Source organism: Paraburkholderia sp. Ac-20342 (assembly GCF_017104985.1).
Classification (GTDB): Bacteria; Pseudomonadota; Gammaproteobacteria; order Burkholderiales; family Burkholderiaceae; genus Paraburkholderia.
On the sequence record NZ_JAAGPQ010000051.1, the window covers coordinates 39,095 to 60,606 of the forward strand.

17 protein-coding genes are annotated in these 21,512 nt (G+C 64.3%); 6 read left to right on the top strand and 11 right to left on the bottom strand.

The annotated features are described in order from the left end of the window. Window positions 1-83: 83 nt before the first annotated feature. Entirely contained in the window at window positions 84-773 is a 690-nt protein-coding gene (locus G3N58_RS20970) for an orotate phosphoribosyltransferase (protein WP_167047568.1), read from the bottom strand. A gap of 461 nt (window positions 774-1,234) precedes the next feature. Here G3N58_RS20970 and G3N58_RS20975 point away from each other — a divergent pair, with 461 nt between their 5' ends. After that, the gene (locus G3N58_RS20975) at window positions 1,235-2,473 is read left to right on the top strand and encodes an MFS transporter (protein WP_206000091.1); all 1,239 of its coding nucleotides are present in this window, start codon (window positions 1,235-1,237) and stop codon (window positions 2,471-2,473) included. 376 nt (window positions 2,474-2,849) lie between these two features. Then, window positions 2,850-5,132 (top strand): NADP-dependent malic enzyme, encoded by a 2,283-nt coding sequence (locus G3N58_RS20980; protein ID WP_167047574.1) that lies wholly within the window; start codon window positions 2,850-2,852, stop codon window positions 5,130-5,132. A 213-nt stretch (window positions 5,133-5,345) separates the two neighbouring features. Here the strand turns inward: G3N58_RS20980 and G3N58_RS20985 are convergent, their stop codons facing one another. Next, entirely contained in the window at window positions 5,346-8,957 is a 3,612-nt protein-coding gene (locus G3N58_RS20985) for an indolepyruvate ferredoxin oxidoreductase family protein (protein ID WP_167047577.1), read from the bottom strand. Between the two features lie 378 nt (window positions 8,958-9,335). Here G3N58_RS20985 and G3N58_RS20990 point away from each other — a divergent pair, with 378 nt between their 5' ends. Continuing rightward, a complete protein-coding gene (locus tag G3N58_RS20990; RefSeq protein ID WP_167047580.1) occupies window positions 9,336-9,518 on the top strand; it encodes a hypothetical protein in 183 nt (60 codons plus the stop codon). Between the two features lie 175 nt (window positions 9,519-9,693). Here the strand turns inward: G3N58_RS20990 and hppD are convergent, their stop codons facing one another. Continuing rightward, on the bottom strand, window positions 9,694-10,791 hold the full coding sequence (gene hppD / locus G3N58_RS20995; protein WP_167047582.1) for a 4-hydroxyphenylpyruvate dioxygenase: 1,098 nt from the start codon (window positions 10,789-10,791) through the stop codon (window positions 9,694-9,696). 190 nt (window positions 10,792-10,981) lie between these two features. On the opposite strand from hppD, the gene G3N58_RS21000 reads away from it, so the two are divergent. Beyond that, window positions 10,982-11,479, top strand: a complete 498-nt coding sequence (locus G3N58_RS21000) for an Lrp/AsnC family transcriptional regulator (RefSeq protein ID WP_167047585.1) — start codon at window positions 10,982-10,984, stop codon at window positions 11,477-11,479. A gap of 113 nt (window positions 11,480-11,592) precedes the next feature. Here G3N58_RS21000 and G3N58_RS21005 read toward each other — a convergent pair whose 3' ends face one another. The 8 genes from G3N58_RS21005 to paaA form a co-directional block, all read right to left on the bottom strand. Continuing rightward, window positions 11,593-12,261 (bottom strand): GNAT family N-acetyltransferase, encoded by a 669-nt coding sequence (locus G3N58_RS21005; protein ID WP_167284456.1) that lies wholly within the window; start codon window positions 12,259-12,261, stop codon window positions 11,593-11,595. Between the two features lie 323 nt (window positions 12,262-12,584). Then, complete coding sequence (locus G3N58_RS21010; protein WP_167047591.1) at window positions 12,585-13,196, bottom strand: TetR/AcrR family transcriptional regulator; 612 nt, start codon at window positions 13,194-13,196, stop codon at window positions 12,585-12,587. 11 nt (window positions 13,197-13,207) lie between these two features. Continuing rightward, window positions 13,208-14,023 carry a DUF1835 domain-containing protein gene (locus tag G3N58_RS21015; RefSeq protein ID WP_167047594.1) on the bottom strand — a complete coding sequence of 272 codons (816 nt, stop codon included), beginning with the start codon at window positions 14,021-14,023 and terminating at the stop codon, window positions 13,208-13,210. Between the two features lie 212 nt (window positions 14,024-14,235). Next, complete coding sequence (paaE, locus tag G3N58_RS21020) at window positions 14,236-15,324, bottom strand: 1,2-phenylacetyl-CoA epoxidase subunit PaaE (RefSeq protein WP_206000092.1); 1,089 nt, start codon at window positions 15,322-15,324, stop codon at window positions 14,236-14,238. Window position 15,325: 1 nt separating this feature from the next. Next, window positions 15,326-15,904 (bottom strand): 1,2-phenylacetyl-CoA epoxidase subunit PaaD, encoded by a 579-nt coding sequence (gene paaD / locus G3N58_RS21025; protein ID WP_205989825.1) that lies wholly within the window; start codon window positions 15,902-15,904, stop codon window positions 15,326-15,328. Window positions 15,905-15,912: 8 nt separating this feature from the next. Next, window positions 15,913-16,716: a 1,2-phenylacetyl-CoA epoxidase subunit PaaC gene (paaC, locus tag G3N58_RS21030; RefSeq protein WP_167047601.1), complete on the bottom strand. Its 804-nt coding sequence runs from the start codon at window positions 16,714-16,716 to the stop codon at window positions 15,913-15,915. A gap of 8 nt (window positions 16,717-16,724) precedes the next feature. Continuing rightward, the gene (gene paaB, locus G3N58_RS21035) at window positions 16,725-17,009 is read right to left on the bottom strand and encodes a 1,2-phenylacetyl-CoA epoxidase subunit PaaB (RefSeq protein ID WP_206000093.1); all 285 of its coding nucleotides are present in this window, start codon (window positions 17,007-17,009) and stop codon (window positions 16,725-16,727) included. Between the two features lie 45 nt (window positions 17,010-17,054). Further along, entirely contained in the window at window positions 17,055-18,053 is a 999-nt protein-coding gene (paaA, locus tag G3N58_RS21040) for a 1,2-phenylacetyl-CoA epoxidase subunit PaaA (RefSeq protein WP_167047607.1), read from the bottom strand. A gap of 249 nt (window positions 18,054-18,302) precedes the next feature. Between paaA and G3N58_RS21045 the strand changes: the two genes are divergently transcribed. Together G3N58_RS21045 and G3N58_RS21050 are read left to right on the top strand one after the other, a co-directional pair. Next, a complete protein-coding gene (locus G3N58_RS21045; RefSeq protein WP_167284459.1) occupies window positions 18,303-19,925 on the top strand; it encodes an NAD(P)/FAD-dependent oxidoreductase in 1,623 nt (540 codons plus the stop codon). 115 nt (window positions 19,926-20,040) lie between these two features. Further along, on the top strand, window positions 20,041-21,318 hold the full coding sequence (locus G3N58_RS21050) for an SGNH/GDSL hydrolase family protein (RefSeq protein WP_167047613.1): 1,278 nt from the start codon (window positions 20,041-20,043) through the stop codon (window positions 21,316-21,318). Window positions 21,319-21,512 lie beyond the last annotated feature (194 nt).

The window sequence follows — 21,512 nt, forward strand, 5'->3', positions numbered from 1 at the left end:
AAAAAAAGCCGCCTGTCGAGAGACAGGCGGCTTTTTTATTTATTACGCATTAATCGCGTATTCACCGCATGATGCGAACGCGCTTATTGCGGCGTGGACGTGGCGCCGCCGTGCGCTGCCGACCATTCGGCCGGTGCGTGCAGGAATTTTTCCACTTCGTCGATCGTCTTCGTGTCGAAGTAGCTGTTTGCCTTCGCGACGCGCAACACGTCCCACCACGTGGCGAGCGCGTGCAGATCGACGTCGATGTCTTTCAGCACCGACACGCTTTCCTTGAAGATGTTGTAGTGGAACAGCACGAAGCAGTGGTTCACCGTGGCGCCGGCGGTGCGCAGCGCATTGATGAAGTTGATCTTGCTGCGGCTGTCCGTGGTCAGGTCTTCGACGAGCAGCACGCGCTGGCCTTCGGTCAGCAGACCCTCGATCTGCGCATTGCGGCCGAAGCCCTTCGGCTTCTTGCGCACGTATTGCATCGGCACCATCAGGCGATCGGAGAGCCATGCCGCGAACGGGATGCCCGCGGTCTCGCCGCCGGCGACCGCGTCGATCTGCTCATAGCCGACATCGCGCAAGATCGTCGATTCGGCCATTTCCATCAGGCCGCGGCGCACGCGCGGATACGAGATCAGCTTGCGGCAGTCGATATAAACCGGGCTCGCCCAGCCGGACGTGAAGATATACGGTTTCTCCGCGTTGAAATGCACTGCTTGCACTTCGAGCAGCATCTTGGCGGTGGTGTCGGAGATCGTCTGGCGATCGAAGCCTGTCGTCATGGGCGGGTCCTTCGGAGTGAGCGGGGGAGAAGCGGGCGCATGGCCCGGTGGCGCAGCAAGCGGGGCAGGCCGCGCCATGTCGGGCGGAATACGTATCCGGCGAGTGGCGTACGGGATTGCGGCGTACGTACAGGCCGTTTTTTGCTGCGCGCGTGGGCGGCTATTTTACCCGAAATGGGTCTTCCCGAGGGGGAAGTCGTGCGCGGCGCCGGGCGCTCGTGTGCCTGATCGTGCGTCCGGCGGTGCGCCTGCTTGCGCGCCCGATGGCCGCGCGAGGCGCGCTTCGCCGAGGTCTTCGGACGGCCCTCGCAGAGGTGGGACCGATGGTGCAAGCGACGCGCGGCGGGCCACCTCGTCTGCCCGGTTGTCTTGTGACCGGCCCTGGCCGCCTTTACACTCACGCGACTTTCTCCTGGGCGCTGCCTCGCGCGAGCCGCCTTTCGACCTACGGAATGCTTTCAATGAACGCCGCTCCTCCCGCCTCCGTCACCGATACCGGCTCCCCCGCGAAACAGGGCTATGCGGGCCGCGCGCTGCTCGCGTCGGTGCTCGGTTATGCGATGGACGGCTTCGATCTGCTGATCCTCGGCTTCATGCTGCCGGTGATCGCCGTCGACCTGCACCTGAGCTCGGCACAGGCGGGTGCGCTCGTCACGTGGACGCTGATCGGCGCGGTCGCGGGCGGCGTGATCTTCGGCGTGTTGAGCGACTACTTCGGGCGCGTGCGCATGCTCACGTGGACGATCCTGATCTTCGCCGTCTTCACCGGTCTGTGCGCGCTCGCGCAAGGCTACACGGATCTGCTGATCTACCGGACCATCGCCGGGATTGGTCTGGGCGGGGAGTTCGGCATCGGCATGACGCTCGTGGCCGAAGCGTGGCCGGCCTCGCTTCGGGCGCGGGTGTCGTCGTATGTCGGGCTCGGCTGGCAGCTCGGCGTGCTCGCGGCCGCCTTGCTGACGCCGCTGCTGCTGCCGGTGATCGGCTGGCGCGGCATGTTCGCGCTCGGGCTGCTGCCCGCGGCCGTGTCGTTCTTCGTGCGCCGTCGCGTCGAGGAGCCGGCGCTGTTCAACGAGCGCGTCGCGCGCGGCATGCGCAAGCTGCCGCTGAAACTGCTGATCGCCGATGGCCGCACGACGCGCGCGAGCATCGGCGTGACGATTCTCTGCTCGGTGCAGAACTTCGGCTATTACGGCCTGATGATCTGGCTGCCGAGTTATCTGTCGAAGACGTTCGGCTATTCGCTGACCCAATCCGGCTTGTGGACCGCCGCGACGATCCTCGGCATGGCGTCCGGCATCTGGCTGTTCGGCATCGCCGCGGACCGTTTCGGCCGCAAGCCGACGTTCCTGTTCTATCAGGCGGGCGCAGTGGTGATGGTGTTCGTCTATGCGCAGCTGACCACGCCGGTCGCGCTCCTGATCGGCGGCGCGGCCATGGGCGTGTTCGTGAACGGCATGATCGGCGGCTACGGCGCGCTGATTTCCGAGCTTTATCCGACCGAGGCGCGGGCGACGGCGCAGAACGTGCTGTTCAACGCGGGCCGGGCGGTCGGCGGCTTCGGGCCGGTCGCGGTGGGCGCGCTGGCAGCGCGCTATTCGTTCGGCGCGGCGCTGGCGCTGCTGGCGTCGATTTATCTGCTCGACATCTTCGCGACGCTGTTTCTGATTCCCGAGCGGCGCGGCGCCGAACTCGAATGAGCGGCGTATGCGCATCGGATCGATCGCGCATGCGCGCCGACACCGGGCCGACATGACACTGACATCGCGCCGACATAACGCGACACCCCGCGACGCCCCGCCAGCCCTGCGCACCCATGTGGCGGCGCAGCATTATGAACCGCTGTTTCGCTCGTGGTTAGTCCTGTTAACCACTCAGTGCATCGACGCACCCGGGGTGTACACTAACCGACCCGCGAAGCACTCCGCATTGTCGTCCCGTCCTTCGTCGAGGTAAGCCATTGCGCCAACCGGCGCATGCGAAAACCGCCTCGGTCGACTATCCGTCCGACAGATGCAAGCGACGCCGACGTTGTGCTGCGACGGGCCCAATTACTTACGTCTCGCAGGCCTAGAAATGGACGAACAACTCAAGCAAAGCGCTCTCGCCTATCACCAGAATCCGAAACCTGGCAAGATTTCGGTGACGCCCACCAAGCCGCTGTCGAACCAGCTCGACCTGTCGCTTGCGTATTCGCCGGGCGTCGCGGCAGCCTGTATGGCGATTTACGACGAACCGCTCGACGCCCAGAAGTACACCTCGCGCGGCAACCTCGTCGGCGTGATCACGAACGGCACGGCGGTGCTCGGCCTCGGCAACATCGGTCCGCTCGCCGCGAAGCCGGTGATGGAAGGCAAGGGCTGCCTCTTCAAGAAATTCGCCGGCATCGACGTGTTCGACATCGAATTGAACGAGTCCGATCCGGACAAGCTCGTCGAAGCGATCGCGATGCTGGAGCCGACGCTCGGCGGCATCAACCTCGAGGACATCAAGGCGCCCGAGTGCTTCTACATCGAGAAGAAGCTGCGCGAGCGCATGAAGATTCCGGTCTTCCACGACGACCAGCACGGCACCGCGATCATCGCGTCGGCGGCGATTCTCAACGGCCTGAAGGTGGTCGGCAAGAAGCTCGACGAAGTGAAGCTCGTCTGTTCGGGCGCGGGCGCGGCGGCGATTGCGTGTCTGGACCTGCTCGTCAACCTCGGTCTGTCGAAGAAGAACATTCTCGTCACCGACTCGAAGGGCGTGATCTACGAAGGCCGCGGCAACCTCGATCCGTCGAAGGAGCGTTACGCGGCCAACACCGATGCGCGTTCGCTTTCCGACGCGATCCGCGGCGCCGACGTGTTCCTCGGCTGCTCCAGCGCCGGCGTGCTGAAGCCGGAGATGGTCGCCGAAATGGGTTCGCAGCCGCTGATTCTCGCGCTCGCGAACCCCGAGCCGGAAATCCGTCCGGAAGAAGCGCGCAAGGTGCGCCCGGACTGCATCATCGCGACCGGCCGTTCGGATTACCCGAACCAGGTCAATAACGTGCTGTGCTTCCCGTTCATCTTCCGCGGCGCGCTCGACGTCGGCGCAACCACGATCACGGAAGAAATGAAGCTCGCCTGCGTGCGCGCGATCGCCGAACTGGCCGAGGAAACCGATCAGGGCGATGAAGTCGCGAAGGCCTACGAAGGCCACTCGCTCGAATTCGGCCCGGAATACCTGATTCCGAAGCCGTTCGATCCGCGCCTCATCATCAAGATCGCGCCGGCCGTCGCGCAGGCGGCGATGGACTCGGGCGTCGCGACCCGTCCGATTCAGGACATGGACGCGTATCGCGAACAGCTCGGCACGACCGTCTATCGCACCGGCATGGTGATGCGTCCGGTGTTCGCGGCGGCGAAGTCGGAGCCGGCGCGCATCGTGTTCGCAGAAGGTGAAGACGAGCGCGTGCTGCGTGCCGCGCAATTCGTGCTGCTCGAAAAGATCGCGAAGCCGATCCTGGTCGGCCGTCCGTCCGTGATCGAGATGCGTCTGAAGAAAATGGGCTCGAAGCTCAAGTGCGGCGAGGACGTCGAGATCGTCGATCCGGAAGACGATCCGCGCTATCAAAAGAGCTGGCAGGCGTATCACGAACTCGGCGCGCGCGAAGGCGTGACGCCCGACGTCGCGAAGGCCGCGATGCGCAAGTTCAACACGCTGATCGGCGCGATTCTCGTGCGCCTCGGCGAAGCCGACGGCATGATCTGCGGCATGATCGGCCAGTACCACACGCACCTGGACTTCATCGACCAGGTGCTCGGCAAGGCCGACGACGTGCAGAACTTCGCCGCGATGAACCTGCTGATGCTGCCGGGCCGCAACCTGTTCATCTGCGACACGTACGTGAACGAAGTGCCGACCGCCGAGCAACTCGCCGACATGACGATGCTCGCCGCGCGTGAAATCGAGAAGTTCGGCATCACGCCGAAGGTCGCGTTGCTGTCGAACTCGAACTTCGGCAGCGCGCCGTCGTCGTCGTCGAAGCGCATGGCCGAGGCTCGCAAGCTGATCGCGCAACGCGCGCCGTCGCTCGAAATCGACGGTGAAATGCACGGCGACGCGGCGCTGTCGGAGACGATCCGCAAGGCGGCATTCCCCGCCACGACGCTCGCCGGCGAAGCGAACCTGCTGATCATGCCGAACGTCGAGGCGGCGAACATCGCTTACAACCTGCTGAAGGTCGTGGGCGGCGAAGGCGTGACGGTCGGTCCGATCCTGCTCGGCGCGAAGAAGCCGGTGCATATCCTGACGCCGGCCGCGACCGTGCGCCGGATCATCAACATGACGGCGGTGGCTTCGGCCAATGCGCGCAAGCCGGCAAACGCGAAGTAATGCGTAGGTTGCCGGGTTGAAGCGGGCGCGGCTGTAGTGCGCTCGCGGCGGCCTCGGCGCCGGCAAGACGCCACGGGATTCCGGTTCCGTGGCGTTTTTTTGTCGGCGAAAAAAAGCGACGGTCTATGAAGACCGCCGCTTTTTCAATCGGGACCGGCCGTGCCTTTATCAACCCGGCGGCTCCGATCCAGTCTTAAAGCTCCTGCATGCTGATCAGGCCGCGTGCTGTGTTTTCCCCGCATCCGGCGAGCGCCAACGCGCGAGCAGTTCGTTCCACCTGATGCGCACGCCCTTGAGGTTGTTCTCCTTCACGTGACCATATCCGCGAATGCCGTCGGGCAGATTCGCGAGCTCGACCGCGAGCTCGCGCTTTTGCGCTGCGGTTTGCGCCGTTAGTCCGCCGATCAGCTCGCGCACGAGCGCCTCGTATTCGCCGATCAGCGCGCGCTCGGTGCGGCGCTCCTCGGTCTTGCCGAACACGTCGAGCGCGGTGCCGCGCAGGAACTTGAGTTTCGCGAGCACGTGCATCGCGCGGAACATCCACGGGCCGTACTTTTTCTTCACGAGATGGCCGTGCGCGTCCTTCTTCGACAGCGTCGGCGGCGCGAGATGCAGATGCAGCTTCCAGTCGCCCTCGAACGTCGCATTCAGCTTTTCGATGAACACCGGGTCGCTATACAGACGCGCGACTTCGTATTCGTCCTTGTAGGCCATCAGCTTGTGCAGATTCTTCGCGACCGCTTCCGTGAGCGGCAACTGGCCGTCGATGGAATCGAGCGCTTCTTCGGCCGCCCGCACCTGCGCGACCAGTGCGCGATAGCGCTCCGCATAGGCGCGGTTCTGCCATGCGGCGAGGTAGTCGGCGCGCTTGTCGATCAGCGTGTCGAGTGCCTTCGGCGTGTGCAGCGCGATGATCTTGCCGCTCGCGTTGTCCGCCGCGTCGGCGCGTCCCTGCGTTTGCGCGATCTTGCGGACCTCGGCGAGATCGTGCGCGGCGCGCCGGCCCCATTCGAATGCCGCACGGTTTTTCTCGACCTGCACGTTGTTCAGCTCGATCGCGCGAATCAGCGACTGATACGTGAGCGGCACCCAGCCGCGCTGCCAGGCGTAGCCGAGCACGAACGGGTTCGTGTAGATCGCGTCACCGAGCAGCGCGACCGCGAAGCGATTCGCGTCGACGGTCGCGACGTTGTCGTCGCCGGCCGCGGCGCGCACGTCGGCTTCGGTGCTGCTGCCGGGGAAGCGCCAGTTCGGGTTCTTGATGAGTTCGGCGGTCGGCGTGTGCGCGCTGTTCAGCACGACGCGCGTATGGCCGTCCTGCATCCGCGACATGCAGTCGGCGCTCGCGGTCACGATCGCATCGCAGCCGATCACGAGGCTCGCTTCGCCCATCGCGATACGGGTCGCGTGGATGTCGGCGGGCTGGTTCGCGATCTGCACGTGGCTCATCACGGCGCCGCCTTTCTGCGCGAGGCCGGTCACGTCGAGCACGGTGACGCCCTTGTTCTCCAGATGCGCGGCCATGCCGAGCAGCGCGCCGATCGTGACGACGCCCGTGCCGCCGACGCCCGTCACGAGCACGCCGTACGGACGGTCGATGGCCGGCAGTTCGGGCTCGGGCACCGGCGGCATTGCATCGGCGCCGACGCCCGACGCTGCCTTCGGCTTGCGCAACTGCCCGCCTTCAACGGAGACGAAGCTCGGGCAGAAGCCGTTCACGCACGAGAAGTCCTTGTTGCAGGTCGACTGGTTGATCTGGCGTTTCGTGCCGTACTCGGTGTCGAGCGGTTCGACCGACAGGCAGTTCGACTTTACCGAGCAGTCGCCGCAGCCTTCGCAGACCGCCTCGTTGATGACGACGCGCCGTGCCGGATCGGGATACGCGCCGCGTTTGCGGCGGCGGCGCTTTTCGGTCGCGCAGGTCTGGTCGTAGATCAGGATCGTGGTGCCCGGAATCTCGCGCAACTGCCGCTGCACCTCGTCGAGCTGGTCGCGGTGATGAATGTCGACGCCTGGCGCAAGACCGGTGTTCGCCGCGTACTTCTCGGGCTCGTCGGTGACGATGACGATTTTCTCCGCGCCTTCGGCGGCCAGCTGATGCGTGATCTGCGGCACGGTCAGCACGCCGTCGACCGGCTGGCCGCCCGTCATCGCGACCGCGTCGTTGTAGAGCAGCTTGTAGGTAATGTTCGCCTTCGAGGCGATCGCCGCGCGAATCGCGAGCAGCCCCGAGTGGAAGTAGGTGCCGTCGCCGAGATTGGCGAACACGTGCTTGTCGTTCGTGAACGGCGCCTGGCCGATCCACGCGACGCCTTCGCCGCCCATCTGGCTGAACGTGCTGGTGCTGCGGTCCATCCAGACCGTCATGTAATGACAGCCGATGCCGGCCATCGCGCGCGAGCCTTCCGGCACGTTGGTCGAGGTGTTGTGCGGGCAGCCCGAGCAGAACCACGGCTTGCGCTCGACTTCGACGCGCGGGCGCGCGAGTGCCTTTTCCTTCGCGTCGATTACCGCGATGCGCGCGGCGATGCGGGCGCGCACGTCCGACGGCAGGTCGAACTTGTCGAGCCGCGTGGCGATTGCCTTTGCGATGATCGCGGGCGACAGCTCGTAGTGAGCCGGCAGCAGCCAGTTGCCCATCGGCACCGACCATTCGCCGCCCGCGCCGTCCTTTTCGTCGAACTTGCCGAACACGCGCGGACGCTGCGTGTCGGGCCAGTTGTACAGCTCTTCCTTGATTGCGTATTCGAGGATCTGGCGCTTTTCCTCGACCACGAGAATTTCGTCGAGACCGCGCGCGAAGGCCTGCGCGCCTTGCGCTTCGAGCGGCCACACGCAGCCGACCTTGTAGAGACGGATGCCGATGCGCGAGCAGGTTTCGTCGTCGAGACCGAGGTCGGTCAGCGCCTGGCGCACGTCGAGATAGGCCTTGCCGCCGGTCATGATGCCGAAGCGCGCATGCGGCGAATCGATTTCGACGCGATCGAGTCTGTTCGCGCGCACGTAGGCGAGGCCCGCGTACCACTTGTAGTCGAGCAGACGCGCTTCCTGCACGAGCGGCGGATCGGGCCAGCGGATGTTGAGCCCGCCGTCGGGCATCACGAAATCTTCGGGCAGGATGATGCTCGTGCGGTGTGGGTCGATATCGACCGACGCCGACGATTCGACCACGTCGGTCACGCATTTCATCGCGACCCAGAGGCCCGAGTAGCGGCTCATGGCCCAGCCGTGCAGGCCGAAGTCGAGATATTCCTGCACGTTCGACGGAAACAGCACGGGCAGTCCGCACGCCTTGAAGAGGTGCTCGGACTGGTGCGCGAGTGTCGAGGATTTAGCCGCGTGGTCGTCGCCGGCGAGCACCAGAACGCCGCCGTGCCGCGACGAGCCGGCCGAGTTGCCGTGCTTGAGCACGTCGCCGGAGCGATCGACGCCGGGGCCCTTGCCGTACCACATCGAGAACACGCCATCGTATTTGGCGCTCGGATACAGATTGACCTGCTGCGAGCCCCACACGGCGGTGGCGGCGAGGTCTTCGTTGACGCCGGGCTGGAACACGACCTGATGTGCGGCGAGATGCTTTTTCGCCTTCCACAGCGACTGGTCGAGTCCGCCGAGCGGCGAGCCGCGATAGCCGGAGATAAAGCCGGCGGTGTTGAGGCCGGCGGCGCGGTCGCGTTCCTGCTGCAGCATCGGCAGACGCACCAGCGCCTGGATGCCGCTCATGTACGCGCGGCCGCGTTCGAGGGTGTATTTGTCATCGAGCGTGACGGAAGACAACGCGGCTTCGAGCGAGGCTCGCTGACCTGCGTCTAGCGGGGCATTCATTATGTGTACTCCTCCACTCAGCTTGGGATCACCAAAACTTTTCTGGCTCCCGGCATCTTGTGAATGCTGGGGCCGGGGTCGTCATATTGACGGGTTTTAAGCGATGGTAGCACTGGTGGAAACCCGCCGCAGCAGCCCGAAAAATGCGGCGATGCGGCGCGGGTTCGATGCGAATGGCAGCAGGTTGCAAGCCGTTTTCATGCATTTGCCTTGCATTTCGCTCCTATTGCGATTGCGCATGTAACAAGCTGTAAAACCTACAAAATCGCGGAACCGTAGTGAAAATCACTGTCTAATCCGCGACCTGCGTGCAATGTCTTCAATGCGCCGCATTCGGCGGAGCTGCGTGACAGCAGGGCAGTCAGAAAAGGAGTATGCATGAACACGAGAAATATCCAGACCTTCCTGATGGTATCGGCCGCTTTTTTCGCGATGAGCGCGCCGGTCCGTTCGAACGCGGGCAGCACCAGCGCGTTGTCGAACGCAATCAGCCGCGCGGCGCAGGTCGCGCCTGTCAGGCTGGCAAGGAGCCAGAGCGAGCGTTCGGTCAGAGCCGACTAGAGCCCGCGGAATTCGTGATGTACCGCGTTTGCGGTGTGTCGTTTGACAACCGGCCGCGCTCCCGATGAGGATCGCGGCGTAAGCGGAAAAAGGGCGAGGGTCTTACGATCCTCGCCCTTTTTTCATGATGGCGCGTGCCGGTCGTGCGGCGCCGTCAGGTCTTGGTGCGGCGCCGTCAGGTCTTGTCTTGCACCACGCCGCGGCGAATCTGATCGAGCTCGATCGATTCGAACAGCGCCTTGAAGTTGCCTTCGCCGAAGCCCTGATTGCCCTTGCGCTGGATGATCTCGAAGAAGATCGGGCCGATCTGGTTTTCGGTGAAGATCTGCAGTAGCAGATCGTTCGGCGCGCCGTCGATCAGGATCTTGCGCTTGCGCAGTTCCTCGAGCGGCTCGCCGTGGCCCGGTACGCGGCGATCGACGAGTTCGTAGTACGTGTCGATCGTGTCGAGCAGCGAGATGTGCGAGCCGCGTAGACCGTCCACGGTGCGGTAGATGTCGCCGGTGCCGAGCGCGATGTGCTGAATCCCTTCGCCGTGGTAGGCGTCCAGATACTCCTGAATCTGGCCGGCCGTATCCGAGCCTTCCTCGTTGATCGGAATGCGGATCTTGCCGCAGGGCGAGGTCATCGCCTTCGACTTCACGCCGGTCACCTTGCCTTCGATGTCGAAGTAACGCACCTCGCGGAAATTGAACAGGCGCTCGTAGAACTCGGCCCATTCCTGCATGCGGCCGCGATGCACGTTGTGCGTGAGGTGATCGATATAGGTCAGGCCGTGGCCGACCGGGTTCGGATTCGCGCCGGGAATCGGTTCGAAGTCGACATCGTAAATGTCGATATCGCCGATGCTGTTCGGCGTCGCGCCGTTCTTGCCGCGCCAGCGGTCGACGAAATAGATCAGCGAATCGCCGATGCCCTTGATCGCCGGAATGTTCAGCTCCATCGGGCCGGTCTTGTTGTCGAAGCCCCACGCGCCTTTTTCGAGCGCCTGGCTGTAAGCCTTGGCAGCGTCCTGCACGCGGAACGCGATCGCGCAGATCGACGGGCCATGCAGCCGTGCGAAGCGCTGTGCAAACGAATGCTTTTCCGCGTTGACGATGAAGTTGATCTCGCCCTGGCGATACAGCGTCACGTCCTTATGACGATGCCGCGCGACGGCGGTGAAGCCCATCTGCTCGAAGAGCTTGCCGAGCGCTTTCGGGTCCGGCGCGGTGTACTCGATGAATTCGAAACCGTCGGTGCCGACCGGGTTTTCCCAAGTTGAAACCTGCATTGTCTGTCTCCGTTTCCCATGCAAGAGGGCTGCTGAGGTGCGCTGGCGGTGAGCGCGTGGGGCGGTCGGTTGAGCGCGACCGGATGCCACCAGTGTAGAACCGTGGTGGAGACAAAAACTTGCGAACTTAATCACGCATCACTACGCTTGAGCCAGTTTATGGCTCAATTGCAAAGGTATATGGCAGAACATGGCTAATTCCGAGATAGATGCGATCGACCGGCGCATTCTGGCCATCCTTCAGCAGAACGGCAGGCTGTCGAATCAGGAGATTGCGGAACGGATCAATCTGTCGCCGAGTCCGTGTCTGCGGCGGATTCGCCGGCTGGAGGAAAGTGGCGTGATTCGCGGCTATGTCGCGCTGCTCGACGCGCAGCGGCTCGGGCTCGATCTGCTTGCGTATGTCAGCGTGCGGCTCGAAAAGGGCGGCGGCCGCGCCTTCAGTCCGCACGGCGAAGCCACGCATGCCGATCTGTTCGGCGCGGCCGTGCAGACGTGGCCCGAGGTGGTGGCCTGTCACGCGATGACCGGCGAGATGGACTATCTGCTGCGCGTCCAGGTCGAGGACATGGCGCATTTTTCGCGCTTCGTGCAGGATCAGTTGCTGCGGCATCCGTCGGTGATCGACGTGAAATCGAGCTTCTCGCTCGAAAAGATCAAGGAAACGACGGCGCTGCCTATTCTGTGAGCGTTGTCGGCGGCATTGCCCGTGCAAAGCGGCACGCATGCCGCGAGGCAGCGCGCGCATAGAAAAAGGGCGACCTTGCGGCCGCCCCCTTCTCATTTCCCCGTAGCGATTATTCAGGCAGCGACGGCCGCCGGCATGAACGACTCGAAGAGCCGCGATGCCTGGCGCGCCTGGCGCTTGAGTGCATAGTCGAGCACGGCGGCCTGCTCCTGCAGCATCTCGGCGAGGATGCTCGACTGGTCGGCGGGGGCCAGCGTCAGATAGGCATCGGCTTCGCCGTACGCGTATTCGATCTTCATGCCGGCCTTTTTCGCGATATGCATCATCGTCGAATTGCGTGACAGGCAGTGGATATACAGCATCGTGACGCGCGTGTTGCGGCTGCGGATCGCGGCGCGCTCGAACAGCTTCGTGCCGATACCTTGGCCACGCGCGCTTTCCAGTACCGACACGCCGAATTCGGCGGTGCGCTTGTCTCCTTCGGCCGGTAGATAGGCCAGGTGGCCGACGCCGGTGAGTTCGAGCTTGCTGTTGAATACGCCGAACACGGTGTCGCGCGTGAAGTCGATCGCGCGCACGTAGTTTTCGATGACGTGATTCGGTACGACCTGGCCGAAGCGCAGCAGACGATCGTCTTCTTCGAGCGCAAGGAAGTGGGCCAGCAGCCGTTCGCGGTCGATCGCGGTGAGCTCACGGACCAGAGCGGGCTCGCGTCCAGCAGACAGCGACGGACGATCGTTTGCGACGATCGGCTCGGCGATGCGGGGTGTCAGCGTGTTCATGGTCGGGTTCTCCTTTTGATCAGGCGGCGTGGTGCACCGCAAAATCGATTCTAGCGGAAACCAGGCTCGATCACTAGGGAAAACCCGTATAAAAACCCGAGGGGATAATCTAAAATACTCTGGCTCTATTTTTAATTATTTGATTTGTATGTAAAAAATAAAATGAACGGGCGTTCGCAGAAGAATGCCTCACGCATATAATTCAGACATGTCTTAAACGGTCAACCGTTCTGGATATTGCTGCTTTGCGTCATTTCGTGTGGTGCGCGAGCCGGCATTCCGCCGTGGGCCGGCGCACCGGCTCCTTGCGCGGAGCCGCCGTCTCAGTGCGCCGGCGCCGGGCCGAAACCGTGCTCGAGCACGTCCACCACCTGCTCGGCGAACTCGCGGTAGCCCATCTTGCCGTCCGGCTTCAACCACGTGAACGTCCAGTTGATCATGCCGAACACCATCATCGTCAGCGCGGTCTGGTTGTCGCGCGTCGCGCGCTCGGGGTAAGCGCGCGCGAGCTGGCGCGCGAAGGCCGAGACTACGTCGCGCTGACGGTTCAGGATGATCTCGCGTTGCGCGTCGACCAGATACTTCACGTCGTTCAGCAGCGCGACGTGCCGGCTGTGCGACGTTTCATACTCGGAGAGGAACGCGCGGATCAGCTCGGCGAAGGTCTCGCGCTCGCTGAGTCCGCGCCGCTGGCTTGCACCTTCCACCTCGGTGATGATCAGCATCAGCCGCTTCGTGTAGCGGTCGAGCAGATCGAACAGGATCGCTTCCTTGCTCGCGTAGTAGTGATAGAGGCGCGCTTTCGAGGTGCCGCTCGCCGCGGCCAGATCGGCCATCGACGTGCTCGGATAGCTGGTCTGCGCGAATTTTTCCGCGGCCAGTTCGAGAATCTGCTCGCGTTGGGTTTCGTGGTCGGGGGCTCGGGTGCGGGCCATAGTCGTTTGTTTTACGGGTTTGAGCGGAGGGCGAACGTGGCGCACAGTTCGAGCGAGCGCCAGGCGTTCGTGTCGCCGCGCAGGCGGATACGCCGTCTGGCCGCCAGTTCGCGCAGGCGCCACAGCACGATGCTGTCGCTGACGAGGAACCAGAGTTCGGCGCTCATCACCCCGGCGGCGATGCGCGCGGCGGGCTGCCATGCTTCGGCGGCGTGATCGAGGATCAGCGCGTCGAGTTCGGCGAAGCTGCTGCTCGTGAACGTGTTGTCGCGCCAGCGCCGGGTTTCGCCGTTCGCGTGCTTGACTTCCTGCCATTCGAGCGCAAGCCGGCTGATACGTAGCACGGAAATCGGCGCGGCGTCGGGCAGGCGCGACTGCAGCACATCCGGTGCGAACATGCCGACCGACGTTGCGCGGTCCTTGCGGGTATGCGCCCACGCGAGCGGATCGGTGAGATCGGCAATCGACAGCCGCACCTCGTTCAGACGCTGCGGACTATTGCGCAGGTAGTAGCAGACCCGGCGCAGCATCAGCTGATCGGACGAGCTTTCGCCGTGCCACACGACCAGATTCGCGGTTCCGTTCGCGATGCTGTTCAGCGCCGCGGCCTGATCGCGGAATTCCTGCAGGAAATTGCGCTTTGTGTCCGCGCTCACGCGCTCCCAGAAATCGGCGCGCATGTCCGGACCGTCGTCGATGCCGCGCAGCGGGCCGACGGCCAGATCGTCCCGCAACGCCTGTACGCGGTCGTCGCGGCCGGCCTGGGCCAGCGCGGAACGGAGGGATTCGGCGGCGACGTCGCCGTTGGTGAGGTGAATCGTGCTCATGGACAAAGGCTTGCTGTGGCGCTTGCGGCGGTGACAAAAAGAGGCCGCTCATCGACCGGAAACCGACGTTCCGGTCGATGAGCGGCCCCTAGTGTAAGCGGATCGCGAAATGGCCGAAAGCGCGCCGGCCGTCGGGCAGACGTAGCGCCGCGTCAAAAGCGCAATGCTGCCGAGTCGTGTCCGACCATGATAGAGCGCGGATTGCCTTTGGCTTAACGCTCGTCGTAGCTCACCACCACGCGCTCGCTGACCGGATGGCACTGGCAGGTCAGCACGAAACCGTCGCGGATTTCGTGTTCTTCGAGCGTGTAGTTCTTTTCCATCTTCACTTCGCCTTCGAGCACCTTCGCGCGGCAGGTGCAGCAGACGCCGCCCTTGCACGCATACGGCAGCGCGAGGCCGGCGCGCAGGCCGACGTCGAGCACGCTCACGCCCTGATAGGGCAGGCGCAGCTTGCGCCGTTTGCCGTCGAGCACGATTTCGAGATCGGCAGCGGGCGTGTCTTCGGTGATTTCGACGGGCGGCACGCCCGCTTGCGGCAGCGGCGTGCCGAAGCGCTCGACGTGCACTTTCGCGGGCGGCACGCCGGCGGCTTTCAGCGCGGCTTCGGCGGCGTCCATCATCGGCGCGGGGCCGCAGATGAACGCTTCGTCGATTGCCTCGGCCGGCAGCAGCTGTTCCATGAAGGCCGTGCACTTCTGCTGATCGAGCACGCCGTTGAACAGCTCGACGTCCTGCAGATCGTCCGACAGCACGTGGTACAGCACGAAGCGGTTCATGAAGCGGTTCTTCAGGTCTTCGAGTTCCTCGGCGAACATGATCTGGTCGACGCTGCGGTTGCCGTACACGAGCGTGAAGGTGCTGCGCGGCTCGATTTCGAGCGTCGTCTTGATGATCGCGAGCACCGGCGTGATGCCCGAGCCACCCGAAAACGCGAGGTACTGCTTGCCCTGCTCGGCGTTCAGGTGCGTGAAGAAGCGGCCATCCGGCGTCATCACGTCGATCGTGTGGCCGGGCTGCAGCGTGTCGAACGCGAAGTTCGAGAAACGCCCGCCGCGCACGCGCTTGATGCCGATGCGCAACTCGCCGTCGCGATCGTAGTCGGTGACGCCCACACAGATCGAATACGAGCGGCGCGTTTCCTCGCCGTCGATATGCGTCTTCAGCGTGACGAACTGGCCCTGCGTGAAGCGATAGTGGTCGCGCAGTTCGACCGGGACTTCGAACGCGACCGAGACCGCGTCGGCGGTTTCGGGGCGCACTTCGCGGATGCGCAGCGGATGAAATTGCGGGGTGGCCATATCAGTACGGTTTGAAGTAGTCGAAGGGTTCGCGGCAGTCGAGGCAGCGGTACAGGGCTTTGCAGGCGGTCGAGCCGAATTGCGCGAGCCGCTCGGTGTGCGCGGAGCCGCAGCGTGGGCAGGCCGGCGCCGACAGCGAGCGCGGCACGAAGCGCAGCACTTTTTCCCGCGGCGCGGCTTGGGTCCTGGCGGCGGAACCGCAGTTGCCCGTCGGCGGCGCGATACCGTAGGCGCGCAGTTTTTCGCGGGCGTCGGCGGTGATCCAGTCGGTGGTCCAGGCCGGCGCGAGCACGGTGGCGACGCGGTAGGGCGCGAGTTGCGCGGCGTCGAGCGCATGACCGACGTCTTCGGCGATCTGCGACATCGCCGGGCAGCCCGAGTAGGTTGGCGTAATCACGACTTCGAGCACGCCGTCGGCGGCGCGCCGCACGTCGCGCAGGATGCCGAGCTCGCGGATCGATACCACCGGAATCTCCGGGTCCGGCACCGCTTCGAGCACGGCCCACGCGCGCGCGAGCGCCGGGTCGGTGGCGGTATGAGCAGCGGTATTGGCTGCGAGCGGAGCGGTCGAGGTCGTCATCGCGCGCTTTACCAGGTTGCGCCCGGATGCTGGCGCGCGAGGCTCTGCATTTCGGCGAGCACGAAGCCCATATGCTCCGAATGCTCGCCGTGCTTGCCGGTGCTCACGTGCCTGACCGCTTCGGGCAGCGTCAAGGTCGCTTCGTCGAGTGTGGCGCGCACGTCTTCGAGCCAGGCGGTTTCCAGTTCCGACGTGCGCGGGCCGATGCCGGCCGCGGCGATCACGTCTTCCACCGCATCCGCGCTGAAAAACTCGCGCGTGTACGGCATCAGATAGTCGAGCGCGGCTTGCGCGCGGCGATGCGATTCGTCGGTGCCGTCGCCGAAGCGGATCAGCCACTCGCCGGCGTGATGCACGTGGTACGTCGTTTCCTTGATCGACTTCGCGGCGATCGCCGCCAGTTGCTCGTCCGTGGAGTTCGCCAGCGCGCTCCACAGATGCGCCATCAGCGTCGAGTACAGGAAATTGCGCACGATCGTGACCGCGTAATCCTTTTCGGTTTGCGCGGTGCCGGCGAGCGGGCCGTAGTGCGGCAGCTCGACGAGCGTGTAGTTGGCGAACTCGCGTTCGGTGCGGAAGTACGCGTAGTCGTCCTCGGTACGCTGCTTGCCGGTGAGCTGCTGTTCGAGCGCGGCCGCATGCGTGTACAGCAGACGCGCCTGGCCGATCAGGTCGAGGCTCATGTTCGACAGCGCGATGTCCTCTTCGAGGATCGGGCCGTGGCCGCTCCACTCGGTGTTGCGCTGACCGAGGATCAGCGCGGTATCCGCGAGACGCAGCACGTACTGGAGGTGTTGGGGCGTGATAGGCATGGCCGCGCTTACATGTGGTTGACTTCGTCGGGGAGCGTGTAGAACGTCGGGTGGCGGTAGATCTTGTCGGCCGCCGGTTCGAACAGCTCGGCCTTCTCGTTCGGCGCGGAAGCCGTGATCGCCGAAGACGGCACCACCCAGATGCTCACGCCTTCCTGGCGGCGCGTGTAGACGTCGCGCGCCATGCGCAGCGCCATCGGCGCGTCGGCGGCGTGCAGACTGCCGCAGTGCTTGTGGTCGAGGCCCTGCTTGCTGCGCACGAACACTTCCCAAATCGGCCATTCCTTGTTCATTGCTGATCTCCTGATTCCTGACTTTCGCTAATCGCGCCGTGGGGTTCAGGCGGCGTGCTGCTGCGCGCGCTGGCGCTTCTTTTCGGCGTGGGCGAGCGCGGCTTCGCGCACCCAGGCGCCGTCTTCGTGGGCTTTGACGCGGGTCGCGAGGCGCTCGCGGTTGCACGGGCCGTCGCCGTTCACGACGCGCCAGAACTCTTCCCAGTCGATGTCGCCGTAGTCGTGGTGGCCGCGCGCCTCGTTCCATTTCAGGTCCGGGTCGGGCAGCGTGACGCCGAGCACCCTGGCCTGCTCGACGGTTGCGTCGACGAATTTCTGGCGCAGGTCGTCGTTGGTGATGCGCTTGATGCCCCATTTCGCCGACTGGTTGCTGTGGACCGAATCCTTGTCGCTCGGGCCGAACATCATCAGCACCGGCCACCACCAGCGGTTCACGGCCTGCTGCACCAGTTCGCGCTGGGCTTCGGTGCCGGCCATCATCGCGAGCAGCGAGTCGAAGCCCTGGCGCTGATGGAACGACTCTTCCTTGCAGATGCGGATCATTGCGCGGGCGTACGGGCCGTACGTGCAGCGGCACAGCGGGATCTGGTTCATGATCGCGGCGCCGTCGACGAGCCAGCCGATCACGCCGACGTCGGCCCAGGTGGGCGTCGGGTAGTTGAAGATGCTCGAATACTTGGCCTTGCCCGCGTGCAGCGCGGCGATCAGTTGATCGCGCGACACGCCGAGCGTTTCTGCGGCGCTATATAGATACAGTCCGTGGCCCGCTTCGTCCTGCACCTTGGCGATCAGGATCGCCTTGCGCTTGAGGCTCGGCGCGCGCGTGATCCAGTTGCCCTCGGGCAGCATGCCGACGATTTCCGAATGCGCGTGCTGCGAGATTTGCCGGACCAGCGTTTTGCGGTACGCCTCGGGCATCCAGTCCTGCGGCTCGATCTTGCCGTCGGCGTTCATGACCGCGTCGAAGCGCGCCTGCTCGGGAGAGTTCGCGTCCGCATCGAGCGGGGCGACATTGCCGGGAATATCCAGGGATTGCGTGTACATGGGACGCTCTCTGCGGAAGTGATCTGTGTCGGCGTAGTATAAATCAACCGACCGGTCGGTTAATAAATTTTTTGAGGATAAATGTGTCGACTAATAGGGGCTACCGGGGCGTGTTACGAATCCATTGCGGGTATGCCGCAGTCCTGCGGCACGGGCGGTTCATGACCGGCTGAGGCCCCGTTGCGGCACTTACCCCGGTAAAATTGCGAATTGGCCGCGATTTGCGGCCCACTTGCATCTCCGGTACCCATGTTACGTCTAAGCGAAATCAAACTCCCGCTCGATCATCCCGAAAGCGACCTCGAAGCGGCCGTCCGCGCGCGCCTCGCGGAACTCGGCGTGGCCAGGGACGGGCTCATCCGATACACGGTGTTTCGCCGTGCGCACGACGCGCGCAAACGCGCCGACATCAAGCTCACCTACATCGTCGATGTCGAAGTAACGGATGAGGCGGCCGTGCTGAGGCGGCTCGCCGACGTGCCGCACTGCGGCGTGACGCCCGACATGAGCTACAAGTTCGTCGCAAAGGCGCCCGCGCAGTCGAATGCGCCGCGCCCGGTCGTGATCGGCATGGGGCCGTGCGGGCTGTTCGCGGGGCTGATCCTCGCGCAGATGGGCTTCCGGCCGATCATCCTGGAGCGCGGCAAGGCCGTGCGAGAGCGCACTAAAGATACGTTCGGCCTGTGGCGCAAGTCGGTGCTCAATCCGGAGTCGAACGTGCAGTTCGGCGAGGGCGGCGCGGGCACGTTCTCGGACGGCAAGCTGTACAGCCAGATCAAGGACCCGAAACACTACGGCCGCAAGGTGCTCGACGAATTCGTGCGGGCCGGCGCGCCGGAAGACATTCTTTACCTGAGCCGGCCCCATATCGGCACGTTCCGGCTCGTCAGCATGGTCGAGAAGATGCGCGCGACGATCCACGAGCTGGGCGGCGAGGTGCGCTTCGAAACCCGTGTCGAGGACCTCGACATCGATGACGGCAAGGTGCGCGGGCTGAAGCTTTCCACGGGCGAGACGCTGCGCTGCGATCACGTCGTGCTCGCGGTCGGCCATAGTGCGCGCGATACGTTTCAGATGCTGCACGATCGCGGCGTTTATGTCGAAGCGAAGCCGTTTTCGCTCGGTTTTCGCATCGAGCATCCGCAAGGTGTGATCGACCGCAGCCGTTTTGGCAAATTTGCCGGTCACAAACAACTGGGCGCAGCCGACTATAAGGTGGTGCACCACTGCAGCAACGGGCGCGCGGTCTACAGTTTCTGCATGTGCCCGGGCGGTACGGTGGTCGCGGCGACTTCCGAGCCGGGGCGCGTCGTCACGAACGGCATGAGCCAGTACTCGCGCGCCGAGCGTAATGCGAACGCCGGCATCGTGGTCGGCATTACGCCTGACGATTACCCCGGCGGACCGCTCGCCGGCATCGCTTTCCAGCGCAAATGGGAAGAGCGGGCGTTCGAGCTCGGCGGCGGCAACTATATGGCACCGGGCCAACTGGTCGGCGATTTCATCGCGGGGCGGCCGTCCACGTCGCTCGGCTCGGTGGTGCCGTCGTACAAGCCTGGCGTGCATCCGACCGATCTCAGCACCGCGCTGCCCGATTACGTGATCGAGGCGATCCGCGAAGCGCTGCCGCAGATGGAGAAGAAAATCGCCGGTTTTGCGATGCATGATGCGGTGCTGACGGGCGTCGAGACGAGAACGTCGTCGCCGGTCCGGGTGCGTCGCGGCGACGATTATCAGAGCGTGAACGTCGAAGGGCTGTATCCGGCGGGCGAGGGGGCCGGGTATGCCGGCGGGATTTATTCGGCAGCGATCGACGGGATCGAGGTTGCGGAAGCGCTCGCGCTGAAGCTCGTGGGAGAGCAGACGGCTTGAACTGCGGTGGTGGCGGCGGCGTGCGCGCGGGCGGTGTACGTCGTTGGGTAGCGTTGTCCGCGATTGCCGCGGCGATCGGGCACAATGCGCGTTTCGCCCCGAACCGATCCTCCGAATGACCATTCGCACCTTGGCGGCCGCCTGCGGCGCGGCGCTGCTTGCCCAATTCGCCTCCTTTGCCGTTTCCTCGAACGCTTTTGCCGCCGACACCTCCGGACACTGGGTCGCCGCATGGGCAACCGCGCTGCAGCCCATTCCGCAACGGGCCGAATTGCCCTCGCTTTATCGCGCCCCGGAAGTGGCCGGGCGCACGGTTCGCCAGATCGTTTATCCGACGCTGTCGGGGAAAAGTGCCCGCATTCACCTGAGCAATGCGTATGGCAAGACGCCGCTCGTCATCGATGAGTTGCGCATTGCGCGCTCGGCGGGTGGCGCAGCAGCTGTCGGCGATGGGGTTCGCGTGACTTTCGGTGGTAAGGGGGCGTTGAGCATTCCGCCGGGTGGGGAGCTGGATAGTGATCCGATCGCGCTCGATATCGCTGAAGGCGCACCGTATGCGATCAGTGCGCTCATGGGGCCGGAGCAGCGGATTGTCGCCTGGCACCGCGTGTCGAACCAGGTGAATTATGTGTCGGCGCCCGGCAATCACGCGGCTGATCCTGCCGCCGCGGCGTTTCGTGGCCGGTTCACGCAATACGTGTGGGTGACGGGGTTGTCGGTGGAGGCCGCGGCGCAGTCGGCTGCCATCGCCGCGATCGGCGATTCGATTACCGACGGCATGCGCTCGAGCCTGAACCAGAACCGCCGCTGGCCGGATGCGCTGGCTCACCGGCTGGCAGGCAGTGGCGTGCAGTCGACCGCGATCGTGAATCTCGGTATTAGCGGCAATCGGCTGCTGAGCGATTCACCCTGCTACGGTGACGCGCTCCTGAGCCGTTTTGAGCGCGACGTTTTGCGCCGGCCGGGCGTCAAGGTGGCGATCTTGCTGATCGGTATCAACGACATCAATTTTGCGGCGATGCCGCCGCATGGCGGGCTCGACTGCGATTTCCCGCATACGTCGGTGACGGCCGCCGACCTGATCGCCGGCTATCAGCGAGTGATCGCGGCCGCGCGGCGCGATGGCGTCAAGGTGTTCGGCGCGACGCTGACGCCGGCTTCGTTGCCGCCGGAGCGGGAAAATATCCGGCTCGCCGTCAACCAGTGGATTCGGAGCGGCCATGCTTTTGACGGCGTCGTGGATTTCGACGCGGTGTTGCGCGACCGGGCGCAGCCGGAGCGGTTGCAGCGCGCTTTCGATAGTGGCGATCACATTCATCCGAGCGATGCAGGCTATGCCGCAATGGCTGATGCCGTTCCGATCGAGGCTGTGGTGAGCGCGACGCGGAAGTGAATCGCTGGAAGTAAGCACCAACATTTTTTAAGTGAAAGCGAAAATGGGGGTTGACGGAGTGGGAAACAGTCTCCATAATCTCGTTTCTCTGCTGCAGACGCAGCGACGCGAACGAAGCGGTGCCGGGTGGTGTTGGGCATGGTTGAGTGAGCGGACTGATCTTTAAAAACCAACAGCCGATAAGTGTGGGCGCT